Annotated in this window: 16 protein-coding genes and 1 pseudogene; all 17 read right to left on the bottom strand. The window is 39.6% G+C overall.

Annotated elements, in window-relative coordinates:
* Positions 1 to 1,533, bottom strand: a pseudogene (locus tag CCY97_RS07475) (class I SAM-dependent DNA methyltransferase); the annotation flags it as partial.
* A 425-nt stretch (positions 1,534 to 1,958) separates the two neighbouring features.
* On the bottom strand, positions 1,959 to 2,786 hold the full coding sequence (locus CCY97_RS07465) for a shikimate dehydrogenase (protein ID WP_112064846.1): 828 nt from the start codon (positions 2,784 to 2,786) through the stop codon (positions 1,959 to 1,961).
* Positions 2,787 to 2,788: 2 nt separating this feature from the next.
* Positions 2,789 to 3,472: an SH3 domain-containing protein gene (locus CCY97_RS07460; protein WP_112064845.1), complete on the bottom strand. Its 684-nt coding sequence runs from the start codon at positions 3,470 to 3,472 to the stop codon at positions 2,789 to 2,791.
* An 18-nt stretch (positions 3,473 to 3,490) separates the two neighbouring features.
* Positions 3,491 to 4,486: a phosphoribosylformylglycinamidine cyclo-ligase gene (gene purM / locus CCY97_RS07455; protein WP_112064844.1), complete on the bottom strand. Its 996-nt coding sequence runs from the start codon at positions 4,484 to 4,486 to the stop codon at positions 3,491 to 3,493.
* Positions 4,487 to 4,578: 92 nt separating this feature from the next.
* Positions 4,579 to 5,385 carry an FkbM family methyltransferase gene (locus CCY97_RS07450; RefSeq protein WP_112064843.1) on the bottom strand — a complete coding sequence of 269 codons (807 nt, stop codon included), beginning with the start codon at positions 5,383 to 5,385 and terminating at the stop codon, positions 4,579 to 4,581.
* A gap of 27 nt (positions 5,386 to 5,412) precedes the next feature.
* A complete protein-coding gene (locus CCY97_RS07445) occupies positions 5,413 to 5,700 on the bottom strand; it encodes a hypothetical protein (RefSeq protein ID WP_112064842.1) in 288 nt (95 codons plus the stop codon).
* A 33-nt stretch (positions 5,701 to 5,733) separates the two neighbouring features.
* Positions 5,734 to 6,681 carry a 16S rRNA (cytosine(1402)-N(4))-methyltransferase RsmH gene (gene rsmH / locus CCY97_RS07440; protein WP_112064841.1) on the bottom strand — a complete coding sequence of 316 codons (948 nt, stop codon included), beginning with the start codon at positions 6,679 to 6,681 and terminating at the stop codon, positions 5,734 to 5,736.
* Positions 6,682 to 6,763: 82 nt separating this feature from the next.
* A complete protein-coding gene (locus tag CCY97_RS07435; RefSeq protein ID WP_112064840.1) occupies positions 6,764 to 8,347 on the bottom strand; it encodes a hypothetical protein in 1,584 nt (527 codons plus the stop codon).
* 12 nt (positions 8,348 to 8,359) lie between these two features.
* Positions 8,360 to 8,905, bottom strand: coding sequence for a class I SAM-dependent methyltransferase (locus CCY97_RS07430; RefSeq protein WP_112064839.1), 546 nt, complete (start codon positions 8,903 to 8,905; stop codon positions 8,360 to 8,362).
* On the bottom strand, positions 8,860 to 9,069 hold the full coding sequence (locus tag CCY97_RS07425; protein WP_112064838.1) for a hypothetical protein: 210 nt from the start codon (positions 9,067 to 9,069) through the stop codon (positions 8,860 to 8,862). The genes CCY97_RS07430 and CCY97_RS07425 overlap by 46 nt, the downstream gene beginning before the upstream one ends.
* Positions 9,070 to 9,090: 21 nt before the next feature.
* The gene (locus CCY97_RS07420) at positions 9,091 to 11,988 is read right to left on the bottom strand and encodes an FAD-binding and (Fe-S)-binding domain-containing protein (RefSeq protein ID WP_112064837.1); all 2,898 of its coding nucleotides are present in this window, start codon (positions 11,986 to 11,988) and stop codon (positions 9,091 to 9,093) included.
* 16 nt (positions 11,989 to 12,004) lie between these two features.
* Complete coding sequence (glyS, locus tag CCY97_RS07415) at positions 12,005 to 14,113, bottom strand: glycine--tRNA ligase subunit beta (protein WP_181562863.1); 2,109 nt, start codon at positions 14,111 to 14,113, stop codon at positions 12,005 to 12,007.
* Between the two features lie 222 nt (positions 14,114 to 14,335).
* Complete coding sequence (locus CCY97_RS07410; RefSeq protein ID WP_112064835.1) at positions 14,336 to 15,013, bottom strand: hypothetical protein; 678 nt, start codon at positions 15,011 to 15,013, stop codon at positions 14,336 to 14,338.
* A gap of 9 nt (positions 15,014 to 15,022) precedes the next feature.
* On the bottom strand, positions 15,023 to 15,943 hold the full coding sequence (gene pdxA / locus CCY97_RS07405; RefSeq protein WP_112064834.1) for a 4-hydroxythreonine-4-phosphate dehydrogenase: 921 nt from the start codon (positions 15,941 to 15,943) through the stop codon (positions 15,023 to 15,025).
* Between the two features lie 14 nt (positions 15,944 to 15,957).
* Positions 15,958 to 16,737 carry a pyridoxine 5'-phosphate synthase gene (locus CCY97_RS07400; protein ID WP_112064833.1) on the bottom strand — a complete coding sequence of 260 codons (780 nt, stop codon included), beginning with the start codon at positions 16,735 to 16,737 and terminating at the stop codon, positions 15,958 to 15,960.
* 17 nt (positions 16,738 to 16,754) lie between these two features.
* Entirely contained in the window at positions 16,755 to 17,237 is a 483-nt protein-coding gene (gene ilvN / locus CCY97_RS07395; protein ID WP_112064832.1) for an acetolactate synthase small subunit, read from the bottom strand.
* Positions 17,238 to 18,965 carry an acetolactate synthase large subunit gene (locus CCY97_RS07390; protein ID WP_112064831.1) on the bottom strand — a complete coding sequence of 576 codons (1,728 nt, stop codon included), beginning with the start codon at positions 18,963 to 18,965 and terminating at the stop codon, positions 17,238 to 17,240.
* Positions 18,966 to 19,119 lie beyond the last annotated feature (154 nt).

Raw genomic sequence — 19,119 nt, 5'->3', positions numbered from 1 at the left:
AGAATCTTGTAGCACAATCTCATCGTTTTCTAGGCGTAGTTGTATGTCTTTTAGGCGTTCAAAGTTTTCATCACAAAGGATTTTTAGGTGGAATTTTAGTTCTATCATATTGTTTAGCATAGAAACGAGGAAATGCCCGCTTCCTACGCTTGGATCGCATACTTTTATGGAATCAAATATCTTATTTGCTTCCTTATAGCCATCAGGTGAATCTGTGAGTTTATCTAGCCTTAGTTTTAGGGATTGTAAATCTTTGCAATCCCAATTTTTGGCGGTGTTAAACTTCTGTATCACGACTTGCTGCAGGGATTGCTTACACATATAGTTTGTGATAAAGCTTGGCGTGTAGAAACTGCCTTCTTTGTAGCCGTTTAGCTTTTCAAAGACTAACCCTAGGATGCTTGAGCTAATCAAAGTCTTTTGCTCTATGAGTTCGCTTTCTTCCTCATCGCTACCAAAATCAAAGCTATCCAAAAACTCAAAGAGATAGTCTAAAAGCTTTACTTGCCCTTGCTTTTTCTTAGCGTTTTTATCCTTTATCTGCGTGGCTTTAAAATAGGGTAGATTCATATCATTTAGCTCACTAATATCAAGCAAATTGTTTTCAATCTCTTGCTTTTCAAAAAGGCTAGAATTGAGATAGGGCAGATAAAAAAGTTTCTCTAAATGCTTGGCGTCTCTTTCGTGTGAATTTTTGGCTAGAATTTCAAAAAATAATCCACTTAAGATACGAAAATTTGGCACTTTGTGCGTGTTTAGAAATTTCAAACTTTTATTATTATTAAATTTCACTAAACTCGCCTCAATAAGCTTTAGAAATAAAATGCGATTAAGCCACAAAATAATAAGCTGCATAAGGCTTTCAAATTTCTCATCATCGCTTTTTGCCTTGAATTTTTCTTTATCCTTTAGGCTTTGCAAAATTGCCGTGTAGATAGTGTTTTGCCCCGCCTTGCTCTCTTTGCTCTGTGCGATGATAATCTTGTCATTTTGCTTACATTCTTCAAGCCCTAAGATGTATAAAAGCTCGTTGTAGAAGTCCTTATTAAGCGAATTTGCATCATTTGGGTTGAAAGTATCAAATAAAAACTCAGGGGAGAGGGCTTTGAAAAAGGGCCTTATAGCTTTGAAATCATTGCTATTTATTTTGTCAAAAAGTGCTTTAAAATCAAGATGAAAGCCTTGAAGTGAGCAACTTTGGGATTTTCCTTGTGAATCTTTCTTTTTTTCCTGAATAGATTCTAAATACTCAGGCGAGTCTAGAATCTTCTTGCATTCGTTATAAAATTTCTCTGTGTTGCCTTTGAAAAGTGAGTTTTTATCTGTGAAGTTTTTATAGAGTTTTTTAAAATGCGTGTTTTTATAAAAAAGCCTATCAAACTCGCTGGCTTTGAAAATGTAGAATTGATAAAAATCAGTGATTATGAGAAATTTAATGCTGGTATTTATGAGCCGCTTGTTTTCGCGCTCGCGAAAATAGTAGAAAATGCATTCATGCAACGCCTTGCAATTGACATTCTGCGCGCTAAACATTTCAGCACTCTGATGTTTTTTGGCTTCAATCAACACTTCGATAGAGTCGCTATTTTTTAGTACTAAGTCGATGTTGCTGTTATTGTTACCTTGTGATTGCTCAGCGTATCTTTATGATGAGCTACTGCACTTGGGAGACAAAGCCACTCATGGTTGAAACAAACTATTATTTGAATATATTTTTAAGGAGATGGAAAACAAGATGGTTCTCTGTACAAATGTTAGATCCATCACAAGTAATGCAATCCAATTTGGTCGGTTTTGTTATTTCTATAAAGGGATTTGTATGATGCAGCTTAATAAAAAGTGTCTTTGGATGCTAACACGTGAGACTTTGCTCCAAAAAAAATACAAAGATCTTTCAGAGATTGCATGATTTGGGTTCATATTGATGCTTTGGGTATGTAATTTGTATATGAAAGTATTTATAGAACTTCTCTCATCACGCTTAGGATATTTTCAAGCTTGCATTCCCCAAAAGTGAAAAGTTCACTGCTTAAGGCAGCTTGATTAATAAGCATTTGTGTGCCATCTTGGGTTTGCAATCCTAGTTTGTTAGCAAGATTGAGAAAAGGTGTGGGTGAGCCATATACCAGATCAAAGGCAAATTTTGCTTTGGAGAGGATTTGGGAGAGGATTTGGGAATCTAGTGGAAGCAAATCAGCTTGCAAAGAGTGCAAGCCCGCGGGTGTAGTGTTTATTACAATGTCATAGCTTTGTGTAAGCAGGCTTTTTATCTCTTGTGGGCCAAAGCATGTGAATTCCTTGAAGGCAGAAAAGCGAGTACTTGAGCGATTGTAGATATTTGTCTTTATGCCATTAGAGTGTAAGATACAAGCCACTGCTCTTGCAGAGCCACCGGCTCCAAGAATGAGCGCACTTTCTATCCGTAAGTCTTGGATACACATAAAAAAACCTTGCGCGTCGGTGTTGTAGCCTATTATCTTAGAATCCTCTTGTACCCAAGTATTAAGTGCACCTATCTGCTTGGCTATTCCTCGCACTTCATCGGCTTGCTCGAATGCAGCCTCTTTGAATGGAATTGTGATATTTGCGCCAGTGAGATTGAGTGCATGGAAAGTTGTATAAATGCTAGGATTTGCTTTGTAGGTCGGTGTTGTAGTGGCAAAAGTAGTAGGCAAGCAGACTCGTCCATAAAAGGCTTGCAAACCTTGTGATAGAAATAGGGCGTTATGCAGAAGGGGAGATTTGGAATGAGAGATGGGATTGCCAAAAACGCAGAATTGTTGCAAGTTTAAAGTGCCTCAAGCAATCTTGATGCGATATATCCTTTCCTGCCATCTTGCAGTAGTACCTCCGCCCAGATTCCATCGCTGCTTATGACTTGGATATTCTCTCCTGCGAATAGCGATCCAATAACCGCGGAGTTTTGATCGGCTCTGAAACGTATATTTGCTTTACGTACTATGACCTTGTAAATGTTGGTTTGCTGTGATGCGTTTTCTTCTTGTCGTAGGGGTTCTTGTGTCGCTAGGTATGAGGCGATATAGCCTTTTTGGCTGTGCTCTGGAAGTGTTATTTCAAACCACTTGCCTAGATTGGCTGTGAGTTCGTACTTTTGACCAATATAAACCTTTGTGATAATTGGGCTTTGTTTGTTGGGCTGGGAGCGCACATTTACACTCTTTGCAGTGATGGATATAAAGTGTTTTGTGTGAATATCTGTTGGTGGAGTATTTTGAGTTTCTTGGGTTTTTGGCACTAAGTTGTCTGTATCTTTATCTGCTACTTTAGGTGCAGATCCTGTAGTGTTTGTTACTTGGGTATCTTGTGGAGTTATCTGAGATTTGGCAAGTGTATTGTGTTTAGTGAGAGTTTTATCTTTCATACTAATGAATACGAAGTAATACAAAAATATACCGCCAAATACTATAAGTGTGGGAATACAATAAAGTTTGATGAGAGATTTTAGAGGCATGTAACTCCAATTCTGAGGTTATATTATTTCGACACCTTGTAGAGATTCTACTTCTGAGAGTATGTAACCGCCGCTTTCTTGTGCGACAAAATGCGCATCATTTGCTTCCACAGCAAGAATCATTCCAATACCCATATTAAATGTTCTGTAACACTCAGACTCTTGGACATGTTCTTTTAAAAGCTCAAAAATAGGCTGGCTTTTTATTGCGTCTTTTTTGATTCGTGCGCCTAAGCCTTTTGGCAAAGCACGAGGGAGATTTTCTAGTATTCCTCCGCCTGTAATGTGCGCAAGGGATTTTATTTTTGGCTTGAGAGATTTGAAAGTATTGACATAGATTTGTGTAGGTTCTAAGAGTGTGTCAATCAAGGCTTTACCATCAAATTCTGAAGCGAGGTGAAAACCCAGCTTTTCGAAAAACACTTTACGTGCAAGCGAGAAGCCATTGGAATGCAATCCACTTGAGGGCAAGGCTATAAGCACGTCGCCTTGTTTCACAAGACTTTTGCGATAAAGCTCTTGCTTTTCTGCTATTCCTACACTAAACCCTGCGAGGTCAAAGTCCCCATCTTTATACATGTTTGGCATCTCTGCACTTTCTCCACCTATAAGTGCGCAAGAGGCTATCTTACAGCCCTCTACGATTCCAGAAATCACTCGCAGAGCTTTGGCTTTTTCTAGTTTCGCAGTTGCATAATAGTCAAGGAAAAAAAGTGGTGTTGCAAAGTTGCATATAAGGTCATTTACGCACATAGCAACAAGATCAATCCCAATACTCTCTAATCTGTCTGATTGGATAGCGAGTCTGAGTTTTGTACCTACACCATCGGTAGCACCTAAAATCACAGGTTCTTTGTATCCGCTAGGAAGCTCATATGCTCCGGAAAACGAACCAATGCCCCCAAGGACAAACTTATCAAAAGTGCTTTCTACAAGTGGTTTTATCCCTTCTACCAGAGCATTGCCCTCATCAATATCCACTCCAGAATCTTTGTAGCTTATTTTTTCTTGCATAGCCTTTTGTAGCCTTTTTTTGTGTAGTTATGAATAAGGCGCCAATTGTAGCATAACTTGCCCTGCATTATGCTGTACATAGGGCTTTGGCATTAGGTTTGGATATGTTTTAGGGTCGGATCTTTTTTGTGTATACATAAAATATTCATTTCCATTGGAAAAACCTCATATCCCAGCGGTGTAAGAAAATCCAAAATTTCTTGACTATCACTCTTGATGATTTCAATTGATAGAATTGGTTTGTGTTTTTTGAGCATTTTTCTTGCGCCCTTCAGCACTTCGACTTCCATACGCTCCACATCGATTTTCATAAAATCTATACGCGCTAGATTGAGAGAATCAATGCTTTTGAGTGGGACTTTTTGGGTGTTTGTATAATCTATGTGCTGCCCGATAAATTCGTTGTTTTTATCCGCCTTAAGTTCCAGAGAGCCAAAAGATGCAGGTAATGTGTAATCAACCTGTGGAATCTCTATATCCCCCCCCCCATTTTTGGAAGATTCTCTAGGATTCCCAAGAGCAGCAAAAATCGCTTTTGCGTTAAAGCAATTATTCAGCGCGATATTTCCAGCAAGCGCGTAGTAGATTCTCTCCTGTGCTTCAAAAGCAATCACCTCTCCGTAGTGCGTCATTTCAATAGCCCAGGCAATCGTGTGTGCGCCGATGTTTGCACCGCAATCAAGCGCTACTACCCCATCGCCAAAATACTGTCTACGGATTTGCAGTATCGTCAGTGCATTTGCAACTTCTTGTGGGTCAAAAGAGGCAGTTTGTAGATATTGATAGCCTACTCCATAAGCACCTTGCGTGGTTTGGTGCTTATCAAGATAGTTGAGAATCATCATTCCAGTATTTGTAGCAGCTAGGATAAATGGCAGGGGGCGATTGATAGCATTCATGGATTGTCCTTAAAGATTGTGGGGTTATTATGGGAGATTGTCTCGCACTACAAATTGGAATGTGATGTCTTCTAGCTCTCGGCGCAATTTTTTGTTCTCTTCATCCAGGATTTCTTTGTTTGTATGTAAAGTCGCGATTTCTTTGCTCAAATAGTAGATATTGTTTGCCAAATAGACCTTTGGAAAGAATAATACAAGTGTGCCAAAGAGCATGCAAAATGCCATAAAAAGCATTCTTGTATCAAGAAAATTTTCTTCAATTTCCCATTCGAATGGAGGATTTGAGGATTGGTTGTTTTGAAGATTTTCTTGCATACTCTACTTTCTTTTGCTGGCTCTTTGCTGTAGCTAGTTTTTGAATTGGAAAACACGCATTTTAGCACTTCTTGCGCGTTTGTTGGCTGCGATTTCTTGTGGGCTTGGAATTATTGGCTTTTTGCTTGCTATTCCTAAGGCATTGTTTGCACCGCATTCGCATTTCATTACATGGGGTAGGCAAATGCACTCCTTGCTCCACTGCTTGAAAGCGCTCTTTATGATTCTATCTTCTAGCGAGTGGAAGCTTATGATACATACCTTTGCACCTTTGAGCGAAGTGTGATTGTCATGGATAGAATCCAGCAATCTCTCTAGTTCGCCAAGCTCGTCATTTACTGCGATTCTCAATGCTTGGAACGCAAGGGTTGCAGGGTTGAGACTCTTTTGTCTGCTGATGTTTTTTGCCACAAGTGTGGCAAGTTCTCTAGCGCTTGTGATTGGCTTTTGCTTCCTAAACTCTACTATCGCTTGGGCAAGCTTTCTGCTCTCTCTTATTTCGCCAAAGCTTGATAAAATCTTCTCCAGCTCACTTACAGAGGCAGAATTTATTAAAATCTTCGCATCTGTTTGGGAATCTAGATCCATACGCATATCAAGATTGTCTGATTCAAAGCTAAAACCTCTGGATTTGTCATCTAGCTGCATTGAGCTTACGCCTATATCTGCGAGGATTCCAAGGAGATGGGACTTAGAATCTAGCAGTGATAGAGCGCTAGAAAAAGAGCTTTTGAAAAACTCCACGCGATTGCCAAACTCAGAGAGATTGTGCTTTGCGAGATTGAGCGCTTGGATATCTCTATCTATGCCTATAACTCTAAGGTTTGGATAAGCCTGCAGAAGTGCTTTTGTATGTCCGCCAAAGCCAAGTGTACAGTCAAGTAAAGTCGGATTTTTGTGTGATTTTAAGAATAAAAATGTCTCTAGTACAGCTTGTGTCAATACACTTGTGTGTGGTGGTTTTATTGTGTCGTACTGCATAAGTATCTTTGGTCAAAAAATGGCCTATTCTATCATAGTTGGGTGGGGTAAAAGGATTATAGATTAGAGCGCTAGCAAGAATCTAGCGTACTTGGTAGATTCTTACAGATAATGGTGCATTAAAGATATTGGCTGAGACTCGAGGTTGGTTTTGGTAGGCTGCATAAGCTTTGGAGTGTTGGAGTAAATACTTTGCAATGCTTTTGGGTGTGATGTTATACACTCCAAAATATGAGCTTTCAAAAACAAGCTGGTAGTTTTGGTTGAGTGCATTGAGGTAGGCTTCATCAATATAGTCCTTACTAAAAGAATCCAGATATAGCAAATCTCCTTTTTTAGGAATATCTACCCTGCTAGAACCAAAAATACTAAAGGGTGACTGGATAGATTCAAAACCATCGGGGTTTGACTTATTGGTTTGTAAATCAAAATCTTTGGCTCCATAGTATTGCAAGAAGTCTTTTACAAAGCCGTAAAGCATAAGTCCATCTGGATCGCGATTTTGTCCTAACAAGAATATCGCGGGTTTTTCTTGTGTGGTATGGGTGTAGTCTGCCATAAATTCCATAGCTTTCGCATAGCTTGGCGGAAGCATCTTGGCTTGTGTGTATTTACTTAGTGCTAAAGGCACATTCAAGAAGCAGTGCATAGCAAAAACCACCATTAAAACAATCTTAAGCCTTAAGAAATACATTTTTGCAAAAAAGAGTATTGGTAAAAGTGCGATGATATAGCAAGGCATAAAATAATACGGACTAGAACGACCAAGCACAAAATAACTAAAACCACCAACAAGTGCGCTTATAAGCAGGGAATCATAAAGCGGGTAGAGTACTTTTGTAATGTAGAAATCTTTTATGCGTAAGAACAAAATATATGGAATCAAAAGAAATATAAAAGAATGTGTTAAAAAGACATTAATCACATCACGTATATGCAGGACAAAGCTCTCTGCTTGTTCTATTACCTTTCCTTGCATTTGCGGATAGATAAAAATAAGGTAGATAAAAATAAAGCATAATGCGACAACCACACGAGAGAGCGCAAGATAACCATTTCTATCAAAGGTTTGCTTCAAGCTCTTGGTCTCATAGAATCGAAAGAGTAAATACAATGCTCCAAACCCACCGATGAAAATAAAATCTGTTTCTTTGTAAAAAATACTAATGCTTGCACTTACAAAACATACAATGAACCACAAAATATTTGCCTCTGGCTTTTGGGCAAAATACAAAGAGAGTATGAAAATACACAAGAACAGCATTTGCATACGTTCTGGATAGCAAATGCCTGTGATAACAGTAACAAAACCTATATTGATAAATACGACAAAAAGAGTGGCAAGGGTGATTTTAAAATTATTACCCCACATTTTTAGGCTCAATACACAGACAACCAGCGCCATAAAGACAAACTCTAAAGCATTAAAGAAAAAGAAAAGTTTTGGGGAACTTGAGAACTGCATAAGAATATTCAGATCTAAAAAAGCAAGCGGGAAAAACCTCCCTGCACTTGGGTTATAACCATCAAAAATTGGCTGATTATCAAAGATACGAAAAAACATCCACACATCATCAGTTTGTGTTGGGAGCGTCGCATTAAAGTATATCCCTCCCCCTATTATGCTTATTAAGATTCCTAAAAATGCCTTTTGGTAGATACTCATTGTGATCCTTGTTTATTGTCCAAGAGCTTTTATCTCGTAGCTAAAGACTTGCTCGCTTGGTGCGTGTGTAGCACTTCCTGTGATTTTGTTCCAAAAGCTGTAGTGTAACTTATAGAATCTTAAAAATATTTTTTTTATTAATTTTTTTATCCCGCTACTTCCGGCAAGAGCGTCTTTGTCTATGATTCTTACTTGCTTGAAACCTGCCATTTTTAACACATACACAAGGCTTCCTGCAGTAAAAAGTGTGTTGTGTGTGAAATCCTCATACGCCCAGTAACAGCCGGTATTGCTCTGTGCATTTGGTACAGCAACAAATATCTTGCCATTTTCTTTTAAAACATATTCTTTAAAGTGCTGGAGCGTGGGGATGATATTTTCTTTAGGGAGATGTTCTAGACAATGTGTTGTGATGATGAGATCAAATCTCTCTTGTGGCTTGAAGCTAAAAATATCTTCTACATATATTGCTTCAATTCCTAGATTTTTGACTGCTTCAATGGCGCGTGTGTTTATATCAATGCCACAAAGATAGAATTCTTTATCCCCCCCCCCCATTTAGCGTTTTTTATCGCGCACAAGTTCTGCCCAAAACCACAGCCAAAATCCAAAATTCTCGCATTGTGCTCTAAGTCTTTGAGTATCTCTATGTAGTATGGACTAAGAACTGCATCTTTGTAATCAGCTTCACTTACACCTCTTGCTTCAAAATATTCTTTCATTCTCTCTCCTTTAAGTTATGATCAAACTCTTGTGCTCACTCTATCTAGAAGATAGATAATATGCTGCCAAGGAGTATCTGTCGCATCGCTTAGTCCAATCTCACAAGTGCTAGAACTTGAGTAGAGATTTTTAGCTTTTTGTTGTGTGAAATACTGCGCTAGCTCTTTTGTCGCCTCTATATTTAGCTCTGGTATGAGAAATCCTTTATTTCCTGCAAAGCCACAGCAGTAAGTTTGTGTATGCTCTAGCACCTCTTTTGTTGTACAGGCTTTAGCTATTTTGTATAAAAATTCACTCTGCTTGTTCTTTTTTAGCGCACATACCGCATAGATTCCGATATTTTGCTCAATAGGCGTGATTTGTAAGCGGGGCATTAGAGTTTCAAGTGCAAATCTTGGCATATCTAATACATTGAGCTTTTCATAGTCTTTGAGGCTTGCAAGCTCTTTGAGAACTTCAGCACTACACGCGCTATGGTCGCATACTATAGGGACTTCACCATTTTGGGATTCTCTAAGAAGGAGTTTTAGGGTTTGGTGCAATGGATTGCAGGACTTTTGTGCGTAATTTTTGAAAGCTTTCCCACAGCACATAGAATCTAACTGCTTTGGATAGCGCACATTTATGCCGGCTTTTTGGCAGAGATTTTCAAAAACTTCTTGGATAGTGCGTCTGTCATCTGCCTTTTTGTTTGGCGCAAAGGCACGATTAAGACAGCTTGAGAAATACAACACTTCTTTTGTTTGTGTTTGTTGTGTTTGTGGTGTTTGTGGTTGTGATCCTGCTTGCTCTGGAGTGAAAAATCGTGATTGCAATTTGTAGTTGTTTGCACTTGGCATATATCTTGGCAGTATTGGTGTATGCAAGATTTTGTTTGCACGCAAGCTCCAAGTTTTTGCGCGATTTTCTCCTACGATAGCACTTATTGCATTTGCTGCGCTTATGCTCCATTTTGCTACTTTGATAACACTCTTAAGATTACGCGAAAGCTTTGTAGCCACACTGAATGCAAAGTCACTTGATTGTATATTTGCTTGTGCGATGGCGATTTTTGCCGTATCTATTTCAAGCGGGCAGATGGTAGAGCACATAGAGCAAGTAGCGCAAGTTTGTATCCCAAAATATTTGTAGCCTCTCTCTAATTCTTGCAATTCAAGCTCCTGAGTACTACTTAGTTGGTCTAAGTTTTTTAAACGCGTGATCTCTCTATGGAGTGCAATGCGTTGCCTTGGGGTAAGGGTAAGATTCTTACTCGGGCATACTTTCTCGCAAAACCCACATTCCATACAGGCATTCAGATAGTCCTCTATGCTCTCTGCTGGTTTTAGATTTTTGATATGAATCTGTGGGTCATTACAAATTATCACATCTGGATTGAAGAGATTTTGAGAGTCAAAGATGTGCTTGATTCTTTTGTTTATCTCATATGCTTTTAATCCCCATTCTTTTTCTACAAATGGAGCCATCATCCTACCTGTGCCATGCTCAGCTTTCGTACTGCCCTTCAAACCTACAACAAGCTCTACCATCTTATCCATAAATCCCGCAAAGGCTTGTCTTTGGTTTACGTCATCTAAAAGCGGCGTGATGATAAAATGCACATTTCCGCTGAGTGCGTGTCCAAAGATAATACCATCAAAGCCAAACTCTCCAAAAAGCTTTGTGATTCCCTCAATCCCTGCGGCAAAGCTCTCTATCTCAAAGCAAATATCCTCTGTTATGACAGTCGCACCATTTCTCTTGCTAGCAGCAGAGATGGGTAACAGACCTTTACGAACCTTCCACCACTTCTCTTGCACTGATGGCTCAAAGCTAAAGTGTAAGCCAAAAAGCGTGGGGATAGAATGAAGCTTGCTTGTGATGGAGGCGATGTTGTATTCTAAATCTTGCAGCTCGTTAGATTCTAATTGGATCAAAATGCAGCAATTCCCCTCTTTGACAGATTCAATCTCTTCTGGCATTCCTGCAATATGTCTTACAGCCTTTAAACAGGCATAATCCATAATTTCAGCTGCGCTTACTATATCCTGGTTGTTGCTTAGGACTTTTACAGCGCTTGCTGCTAGGCTAAGATTTTCATAAAACACAAGCGCGCATGCTTTGTGTTTAAAATCCTCCACTGTGAAATATTCCACCCGCGATACAAAGCCAAGAGTGCCTTCTGCACCGATAAAAATATGATTGAGAATGTCTTTTATATCTGTAAAGTCACAGAGGGAATTGAGTCCATATCCTGTGGTGTTTTTGATTGCAAATTTTCTTTGTATCTCCTGGACAAGCGGCTTATCTTGCAAGATGTCCTCACGCAAAGAGAGGATTTGCTCTACCATTTGTGTGTGGCTTTGTACAAATTCCGCGAGGTTTTCAGAATCTGAGGTATCTAGGATAAAGCCATCGCTTAAGATCACGCGCACAGATTTGATTGTCTGGTAGCTATTTTGCTTCACGCCACAGCACATTCCACTTGAGTTGTTAGAAAAGATTCCACCGATACTTGCATTGTTTATCGTGGCTGGATCTGGTCCTATTTTTTTGCCAAATTTTTTGAGTGCATTGTTTGCTTCTACACCAATCACACCACAATCACACCAAATAGAATCTTCATTTGCATCGATATCTTGCCAATGCTGCATACAGACTACAAGCACACTATCGCTACAAGCCTGACCACTTAGGCTTGTCCCTGCAGCACGGAAAGTAAGGGGAATACGAAATAAGTTACTTAAAGCGATAATCTTTTGCACTTCACTTTCATTTTTTGGCTTTAGCACAAGCTTAGGAATATAGCGGTAGCAGGAAGCGTCCAGACCATACGCAAAGCGCTGGAGATAATCTGAAAAGATTCTGTAGGTTTTTATGCCATTGTGTGTGTCAAAGAGAAACTCTCTGCATTTTGATTCAAAGCTTTTGTAATCCATGAATGCTCCTTTAATATCAAATAGCAATCTGTGCGATATCACCAATATACAAGAACTCCTCATACACCCAAGATACTAGGGCTTTTCGGTTTTGGGCGATTTGTGGATCTTGCTCATTAATAAAGACATTACTAAAAAACTCCTCCAAAATATCTTTTAGTCCAAAAAGTGCTTCTGCTCGCTCTTTTACGTTTGTAAAGTGAGTGCTTGCAATTGTCTCAATCGCATTCAAGAGACTATGCTCCTCTTGTGTGTTAAAAAGCTCTCTTGATGGCTTGGAATATACCTTTTTATCTTTGCAAACATTTGCCACGCGCTTAAAGGTGCTAAGCAGTGTGGCTTTATTCTCTGTAGCTTCAAATACTTCACTTAAAGCTAAGGTGTTACTTATTAGCATATTTATATCGCGATTTCTCTCGTTAGATCGGGTAATTCCAAAGAGTGCAGCACGAAAGATAGAAGGATTTGCCCCGATGCTATTTTCTAAGCGCTCAAGAAAAAAATGCTCCACTCCTTCGATTTTAAGAGTATGAAAGCCAAGCGTATCTTTGAGTATGTACAAATCCTTTTGTAAATGGAAATCTAAGCCATAGCGCTCTATGATTTTTATCACGCCATTTGCCGCGCGTCTTAATGCATAGGGGTCTTTTGAGCCACTTGGAATCTTGTCTATGCTAAAAAGTGAGAGAATACTATCAAGCTTATTAGAAAGTGCCACTATCGCACTAAAGAGATTTGATGGAAGCTCTGTGTGTCTTGGGAGATACTGCTCTCTGAGCGCTGATATGATAAGTGGGCTAAAGCCTTGCTCCTTAGCATAGTAGCTCCCCATAATACCCTGTAGCTCTGGAAACTCACCTACCATCTCACTAAGCAAATCCGCTTTACAAAGCTCACTTGCCTGCTCTAGCAACTGTAATATTTGCAGAAATTCTAAGCCCTTACAGATAGGGTCGTTGAGTAATTTTTCTTTGTATTTTTGCGCGAGAATCTGTGCGATTTTTCCTTCACGTATTGTCTTGTCTGCTAAGCTCCCTAAGCCTTCCACAAAAACCACAGATTCCAAACCTTGCGCACTCAGAGGCTTTTTGAGATCATTGCGGTAGAAAAACATTGCATCACTTAAGCGCGCACGTAGTACTTTTTCATTCCCTGCTTTGATAAGAGAATCTTGAATGCTTGTGGAATTTGAGACTACTATAAACCCATTAAAAAGCAAGTTATCTTTGTATAGTGGGAAGTAGCGCTGGTGTTCTTTCATGGAGATGATAATAACCTCGTCGCTCAAATCTAAAAACTCCGATTCGAAATACCCAAGTATGCTTTGGGGATATTCTGTGATTGCTACGACTTCCTCTAAAAGCTCATGATCGAGCTCTGCTTTTATATGATGAGTAGATTCTATGGTCTTTATCTGCTGTAAAATGAGGTTTTTACGCTCATCTTGGTCCAAAATGACTTTGTGAGCCTTGAGCTTATGGAAGTAATCTTGTGTATTTTGTATTTGTATTGGAGAAGAACCTAAATCCCTGTGGCCTAAGGTTTGCGGGCTAGAATATACGCCAAAGAGGCTTAAAGACAAAGGTTTATCATCCAAAAAGGCACATAAGCCAACGACTGGACGGATAAAGCCATGGAAATTTTCATACCTGCTTGCAATATCTCCCCAACGCATGCTTTTCCCGAAATTTAGCGAATCTATAAACTCTGTCAATACTCCTTGCAAGAGGTTTTGGGTGCTTTGGCCTTTGATTATTTGCTTAAAATACAGCACTTCTTTGCCATCTTTTTGTGTAGTGCTTATGTCTTGCTCTTGTATGTTGTTTTTATAACAGAAGCTAAGTCCGGCCTTTGTGAGTGGTGCATTCTTATCGCCATTCTCATAAGCAAGGCTTACAGGCGCACCAAAAGATTCTATGAGCCTATCATTTGCTTTGAGTGGGAAATTTTCAGCATACAACACAATGCGTCTTGGAGTGTAAAAAACTTGTGTATCTGCAGATGTGATAAAGGCATTTTGCAAGGCTTTTGTCCATTTTGTTCGGATATTTGGAAATTCTTTTAAGAAAGGCTTAGCGGGAAGTTCTTGGGTGAGGATTTCAAGCAAAAATGGCGCAGTGTCCAAGGCAATCCTTTTGTGTGAAATTTGTACAGAATTCTAACACGCAAAGATTTAAGGCAAAATTTATCTCCCCCGCTCTTAAGAAGTTTTAAGGGTCGAATATAGGGTGCATTCTTCTGATCCAAGTGTTAGAATCTACCACGCACATATCCCAGGCGCGCTCAAAGAAGCGCGAACAAAAAGATACGAATTTATTTGACAAAGGTAAAGAAAAATCCTGCTCTCTTAGATGGCATTGTCATTTTGCTGCAGCTTTTGGACAAAAAGCTCAAAATACCCTCGCAGATCAAGATTCCCGTAATATCGAATCTGAACGGGATTGAGCATATCTGCTGGCAGCATTTCTATAAGCCCACGCAAGCTTTCATCTTGGTTATAAGTTTGCAAACATACAAAAGAGCTAAAAGTCTCGCCAATGAGTATAAGATCGGTTTTGTTTTGCGGGTGGAGATTTGGCAGGTCAAAAGTTTGGTAGAACTTACATCCCAGATTAAAAAGATAGTATTTTATGGTCTGCTCTGAACTTTGGGCCAAGAACTCATTTGCGATATTGAGCCCAAAGAGCAGGTCTTTATCCTCGTTGAGTTGGACTGATTGGATATAGGCATTGGAATCTTGGATTTTCTCTTGATTTTGCAGATAAAAGAGCATATGGAGTAATTCATCGATTTCTACGCCAAAGCTTTTGGCGCTTTCTTGTATAGCCTTAAGCGAATTTTTCTTCTCATCAAGCACTTCTGTAATTTCTTGATTGCGTGATTCTAATTCTTTGATGTAGTTTGTTAGTGTTTCTAACTCCCGGTCTTTTTGCATGACCTGTGCATGCAGCGATTCTATCTCTACTTTAAGATTAGCAATCTCTTCTTTCTGCACTTGAACAAGTTGCGCATAAGCATTGTCCATCTTTTGCCCTTATGTGTTTGTGATTATGTATTTTAGTGCATTGATGTAACTCGTGGTGCTGAGAGTATTTTGCTTATAGGCTTTATCAAATGCTACTCCATGATCAACAGAAGTCCTCATTATAGGGAGATTAAGACTTATATTTATACTCTCCTCAAAATACAACGCTTTCAATACAGCCAGACCTACATCATGATACATACTCACAAAATACCGAAAGTGCTTGCGATTTTGCGGGGAGAATGCAGAATCTGCAGGGATTGCACCCACAAAATAGCTATGGCCTAAAAGAGCATTTGTCTTAATGACTGCTCTATCAATGATTCTATCTTCATCGCCCATAAGTCCATTGTCCCCACAATGAGGATTGAGTCCAAGTACAGCGCATGATTCTTTTAAATTTACACATCTTGCAAAGTTACACAAAAACTCTGTAAGTGTCTCCTCTTTGATAAGCAGGCTCACATCTCTTAGTGCTACATGATCGCTAAAAAGTGCTACATACATATTTTCACAGCCTAGCATCATAATTGCCTCTTTGTTGTAGTGCGCTCTTAGGGCTTGTGTATGCCCAATAGACTTTATTCCGGCTTTTTTCCACGCTTCTTTGTGTATCGGTAAAGTCAGCACTCCGCAAGCTTGCTGTGATTCTGTCAGGGTGAGCGCATGCTCAAAGCTCTTGAAACTATAGTATCCACTAGATTGGCTCACCTGTGCTGGTGTGATGTCTATAATCTCTGTATCTGGTGGGCTAAGCTCCTCAGGTTTTATAGGGCATTCTTTGCCAAGCAATATGCTTGCTTGATCAAGCAGCTCTTTATGTACGCAGTAGATTGGTTTGCATAATCGTAAGACTTCTGTATGGGAATCTATAGCAATTTGTAAGCCTATACCGTTTATATCCCCTATGCTTATGGCTACTTTTTTCATCTTTGGAAGGATTCTTATGACATTTCATTCAAAATATCTTTGATAGCTTGCTGTAGTCCTACAAAAATAGCTCTTGCAATAATGCTATGCCCGATATTTAGTTCGCTGATTTCTTTGATGGCAAGTATTGGCTTGAGATTGTGTGCATTTAAACCATGTCCAGCAAAGCATCCAAGACAGAGATTATGGGCGTATTTGGCGCTTTGTCTGAGTTGGTTTATCTCAGAATCTAGCAGGTCTGCTAGCTCTTTTGCTGGGAGACAAAGCTCTTTGATACTGTGCTTTGTGCGGGAGAGATTGGAATAAAGCATCAAAAAAATGTTTGCATATTTTCCCGTATGAAGCTCTACAGCCTGTGTACCTAGTTCTTTGGCAAATTCTACATTCTCACAAGAGGGATCGATAAAAAGCGAGGTAGCAATATTATGCTTGTGGAATTCTTGGAGAGTGGATTTGATTTTTGCGTGGTTGTTGTGGAGATTTAATCCACCTTCTGTGGTAACTTCATTGCGGTTTTCTGGCACAAGTGTTATGCGGTTGGGCTTAAGAGCGCAAAGCAGATCGATTATTTGATCATTCATAGCACATTCGATATTCACAGGTAAGGGGGCAGATTCTAGTATGATTTTTACATCATCATCTTGGATATGACGTCTGTCCTCTCGCAAATGCATAGTGATTTGGTGTGCGCCAGCATTTTTGATGATAAAGATAGCTTCTAATGGGTTGGGTTCATTGATCGCTCTTGCTTCGCGCAATGTAGCAATATGATCGATATTTACACCAAGAGTCATTTTGCTATCCACCGAATCTAGCGCTCTATTGCCACTACACCACTTTTGACAATTTCTTTTGGTTTATATGCTTCCAAAGCCTTGATAAATGATTCTATGCGGATTGGGTCATCAGTGGCACTTAAGATGATATGTTTATTGCTGGCTTCAGAAATGCTGCCATTGTAACTTCTGCAAAGCGCTTCAATGTCTGCTAGGGGCTGCTTTGGTGGGAGCTTGATAAGCACCATTTCCTTTTGCAAGAGATTTTGGGATTCACTTACACTTAGTACAGGAATAAGTTTGTGAAGCTGCTTTACGATTTGCTCTAATACACGCAAGCTACCTTTGGTAGTGATTGTGATATATGAAAACTCGCTATTTGGCAATGGCGCAACGCTTAGAGATTCTATATTGTAGCCTCTGCCTGCAAAAAGCCCAGAGATACGTGCTAAAACACTGTGTTCATTGATAACGCATACACAAAGAGTTTTTTTGCATTCCTTGTCTGTGAGTTTCATCTATTTGCTCCTTTTAAAGACTATCATTTCATTGAGAGCTGCACCATTTGGCACCATTGGCAACACATCCTCATACCGATCTATAAGCACTTCTAGGAAGCAGACTTTTTTGGAATCTATACATTTTTTGAGAGCTTGAGGAAATTTCTTTTTGTCTTTGACTTGGATTCCATAGCCGCCAAAAGATTCTATAAGCTTGATGAAATCCGGCTGCAGGCTTAAATCTGTATGAGAGAATCTGTTGTCATAGAAGAATGTCTGCCATTGGCGCACCATACCTAAGTAATTGTTATTAAGAATTATATTGATGACAGGCAGGTCAAACTCTATGCAAGTGATGAGCTCTTGGATATTCATCAGGATACTGCCATCGCCGGTGATATTGACCACAAATTTTGGCTTATGTGGCTTCTTGCTCCAGTCTAACTCTTGCAATGCAGTAATAACGCCAAAGCTTGCAGGAAGCCCATAACCCATAGTCCCAAGCCCACCACTTGTAATAAACTGGCGCTCAAAGCTGAAGGGATAAAACTGCGCAGCCCACATTTGGTGCTGCCCTACATCTGTAGCGATAAAGGCGTCTTGCCCTAATTCCTTGCCAAGTGTTTCTATTATCCACTGGGGCTTTATCACATCATCTTTGTCCTCGTAAATGAGTGGATTCTCTCTTTGTAAAAGATTGAGACGTTCATTCCATGCATTGATCTTTTGGGAATCATAATCTTGTAGTTGCTCCAAAAGCTCTTGTGCTACATTTTTTATATCTCCCACTATTGGATAATCTATTTCTACGATTTTGCCAATGGAGCTTGGATCGATGTCAATATGGGCGATTGAAGCATTTTTAGCAAAAGCACTCAGTCTGCCTGTCACACGGTCATCAAAGCGTGCACCAAGACAGATAAGCAGATCACATTCGCTCATAGCGATATTTGCGGTATAGCTTCCGTGCATACCCACCATTCCTAAAAGCATAGAGTTATTGTATTCCAAACAGCCTCTTGCCATCAATGTTTCTACGCTGGGAATCTTGGTTCTATTGACAAGTTCTCGTACTACACTGCTTGCATTGCCTAAAATCGCCCCGCCACCAATATAAAACAATGGCTTTTTTGCATTCATTATTGCATTTTTGAGTTTTGCTATTTGTTTGGGATTGCCTTTTGTTGTGGGTTTATACGTGCGTAAGGTTATGGATTCTGGATAGTGAAATTCTCCTAATGTCCCACTTATATCTTTTGGTAAGTCAATGAGTACTGGACCTGGACGACCACTTTTAGCGATATAAAAAGCTTCCTTGAGAGTTCGCGGTAATTCTTTGATGTCTTTGACAAGATAGTTGTGCTTTGTGCAGGGGCGTGAGATTCCGACCGCATCGATTTCTTGAAAGGCATCAGTGCCAATTTGTGTGGTAGGGACTTGCCCACTTATCACCACCAAAGGAATAGAATCCATATATGCCGTAGCAATACCCGTAAGCGCATTTGTAAAGCCTGGCCCACTTGTAATAATTGCCACACCTACCTCCCCACTTGCTCTTGCGTAGCCATCGGCAGCGTGTAAAGCAGCTTGTTCGTGGCGGACTAGGATATGTCGAAAATATTTTTGCTTATAGATTTCATCATAAATATGTAGTACAGCACCACCGGGATAACCAAAAACAACTTTAACATTCTCTAAAGCTAAAGCTTGTATTAGCATTTGCGATCCAGTTAGCTTTTTACTCATTGGCATCTCCGAAGTATTGATAGAAATTCCATTATATAGGCTTAAATTAAAGATTATCTTAATTTAAGCCTCCCCTGGTTACAATCCCACTCCCCTGTTCAATCCCAAAATCAAAGGACAACCAAAATGCTAGAAGGTATTATTAGAGAGAGTA

Source organism: Helicobacter sp. 10-6591, assembly GCF_003288805.1.
Classification (GTDB): domain Bacteria; phylum Campylobacterota; class Campylobacteria; order Campylobacterales; family Helicobacteraceae; genus Helicobacter_F.
The sequence above is the reverse complement of the archived record's forward strand: the minus strand, read 5'-3'. Positions and strand labels throughout refer to the sequence as shown.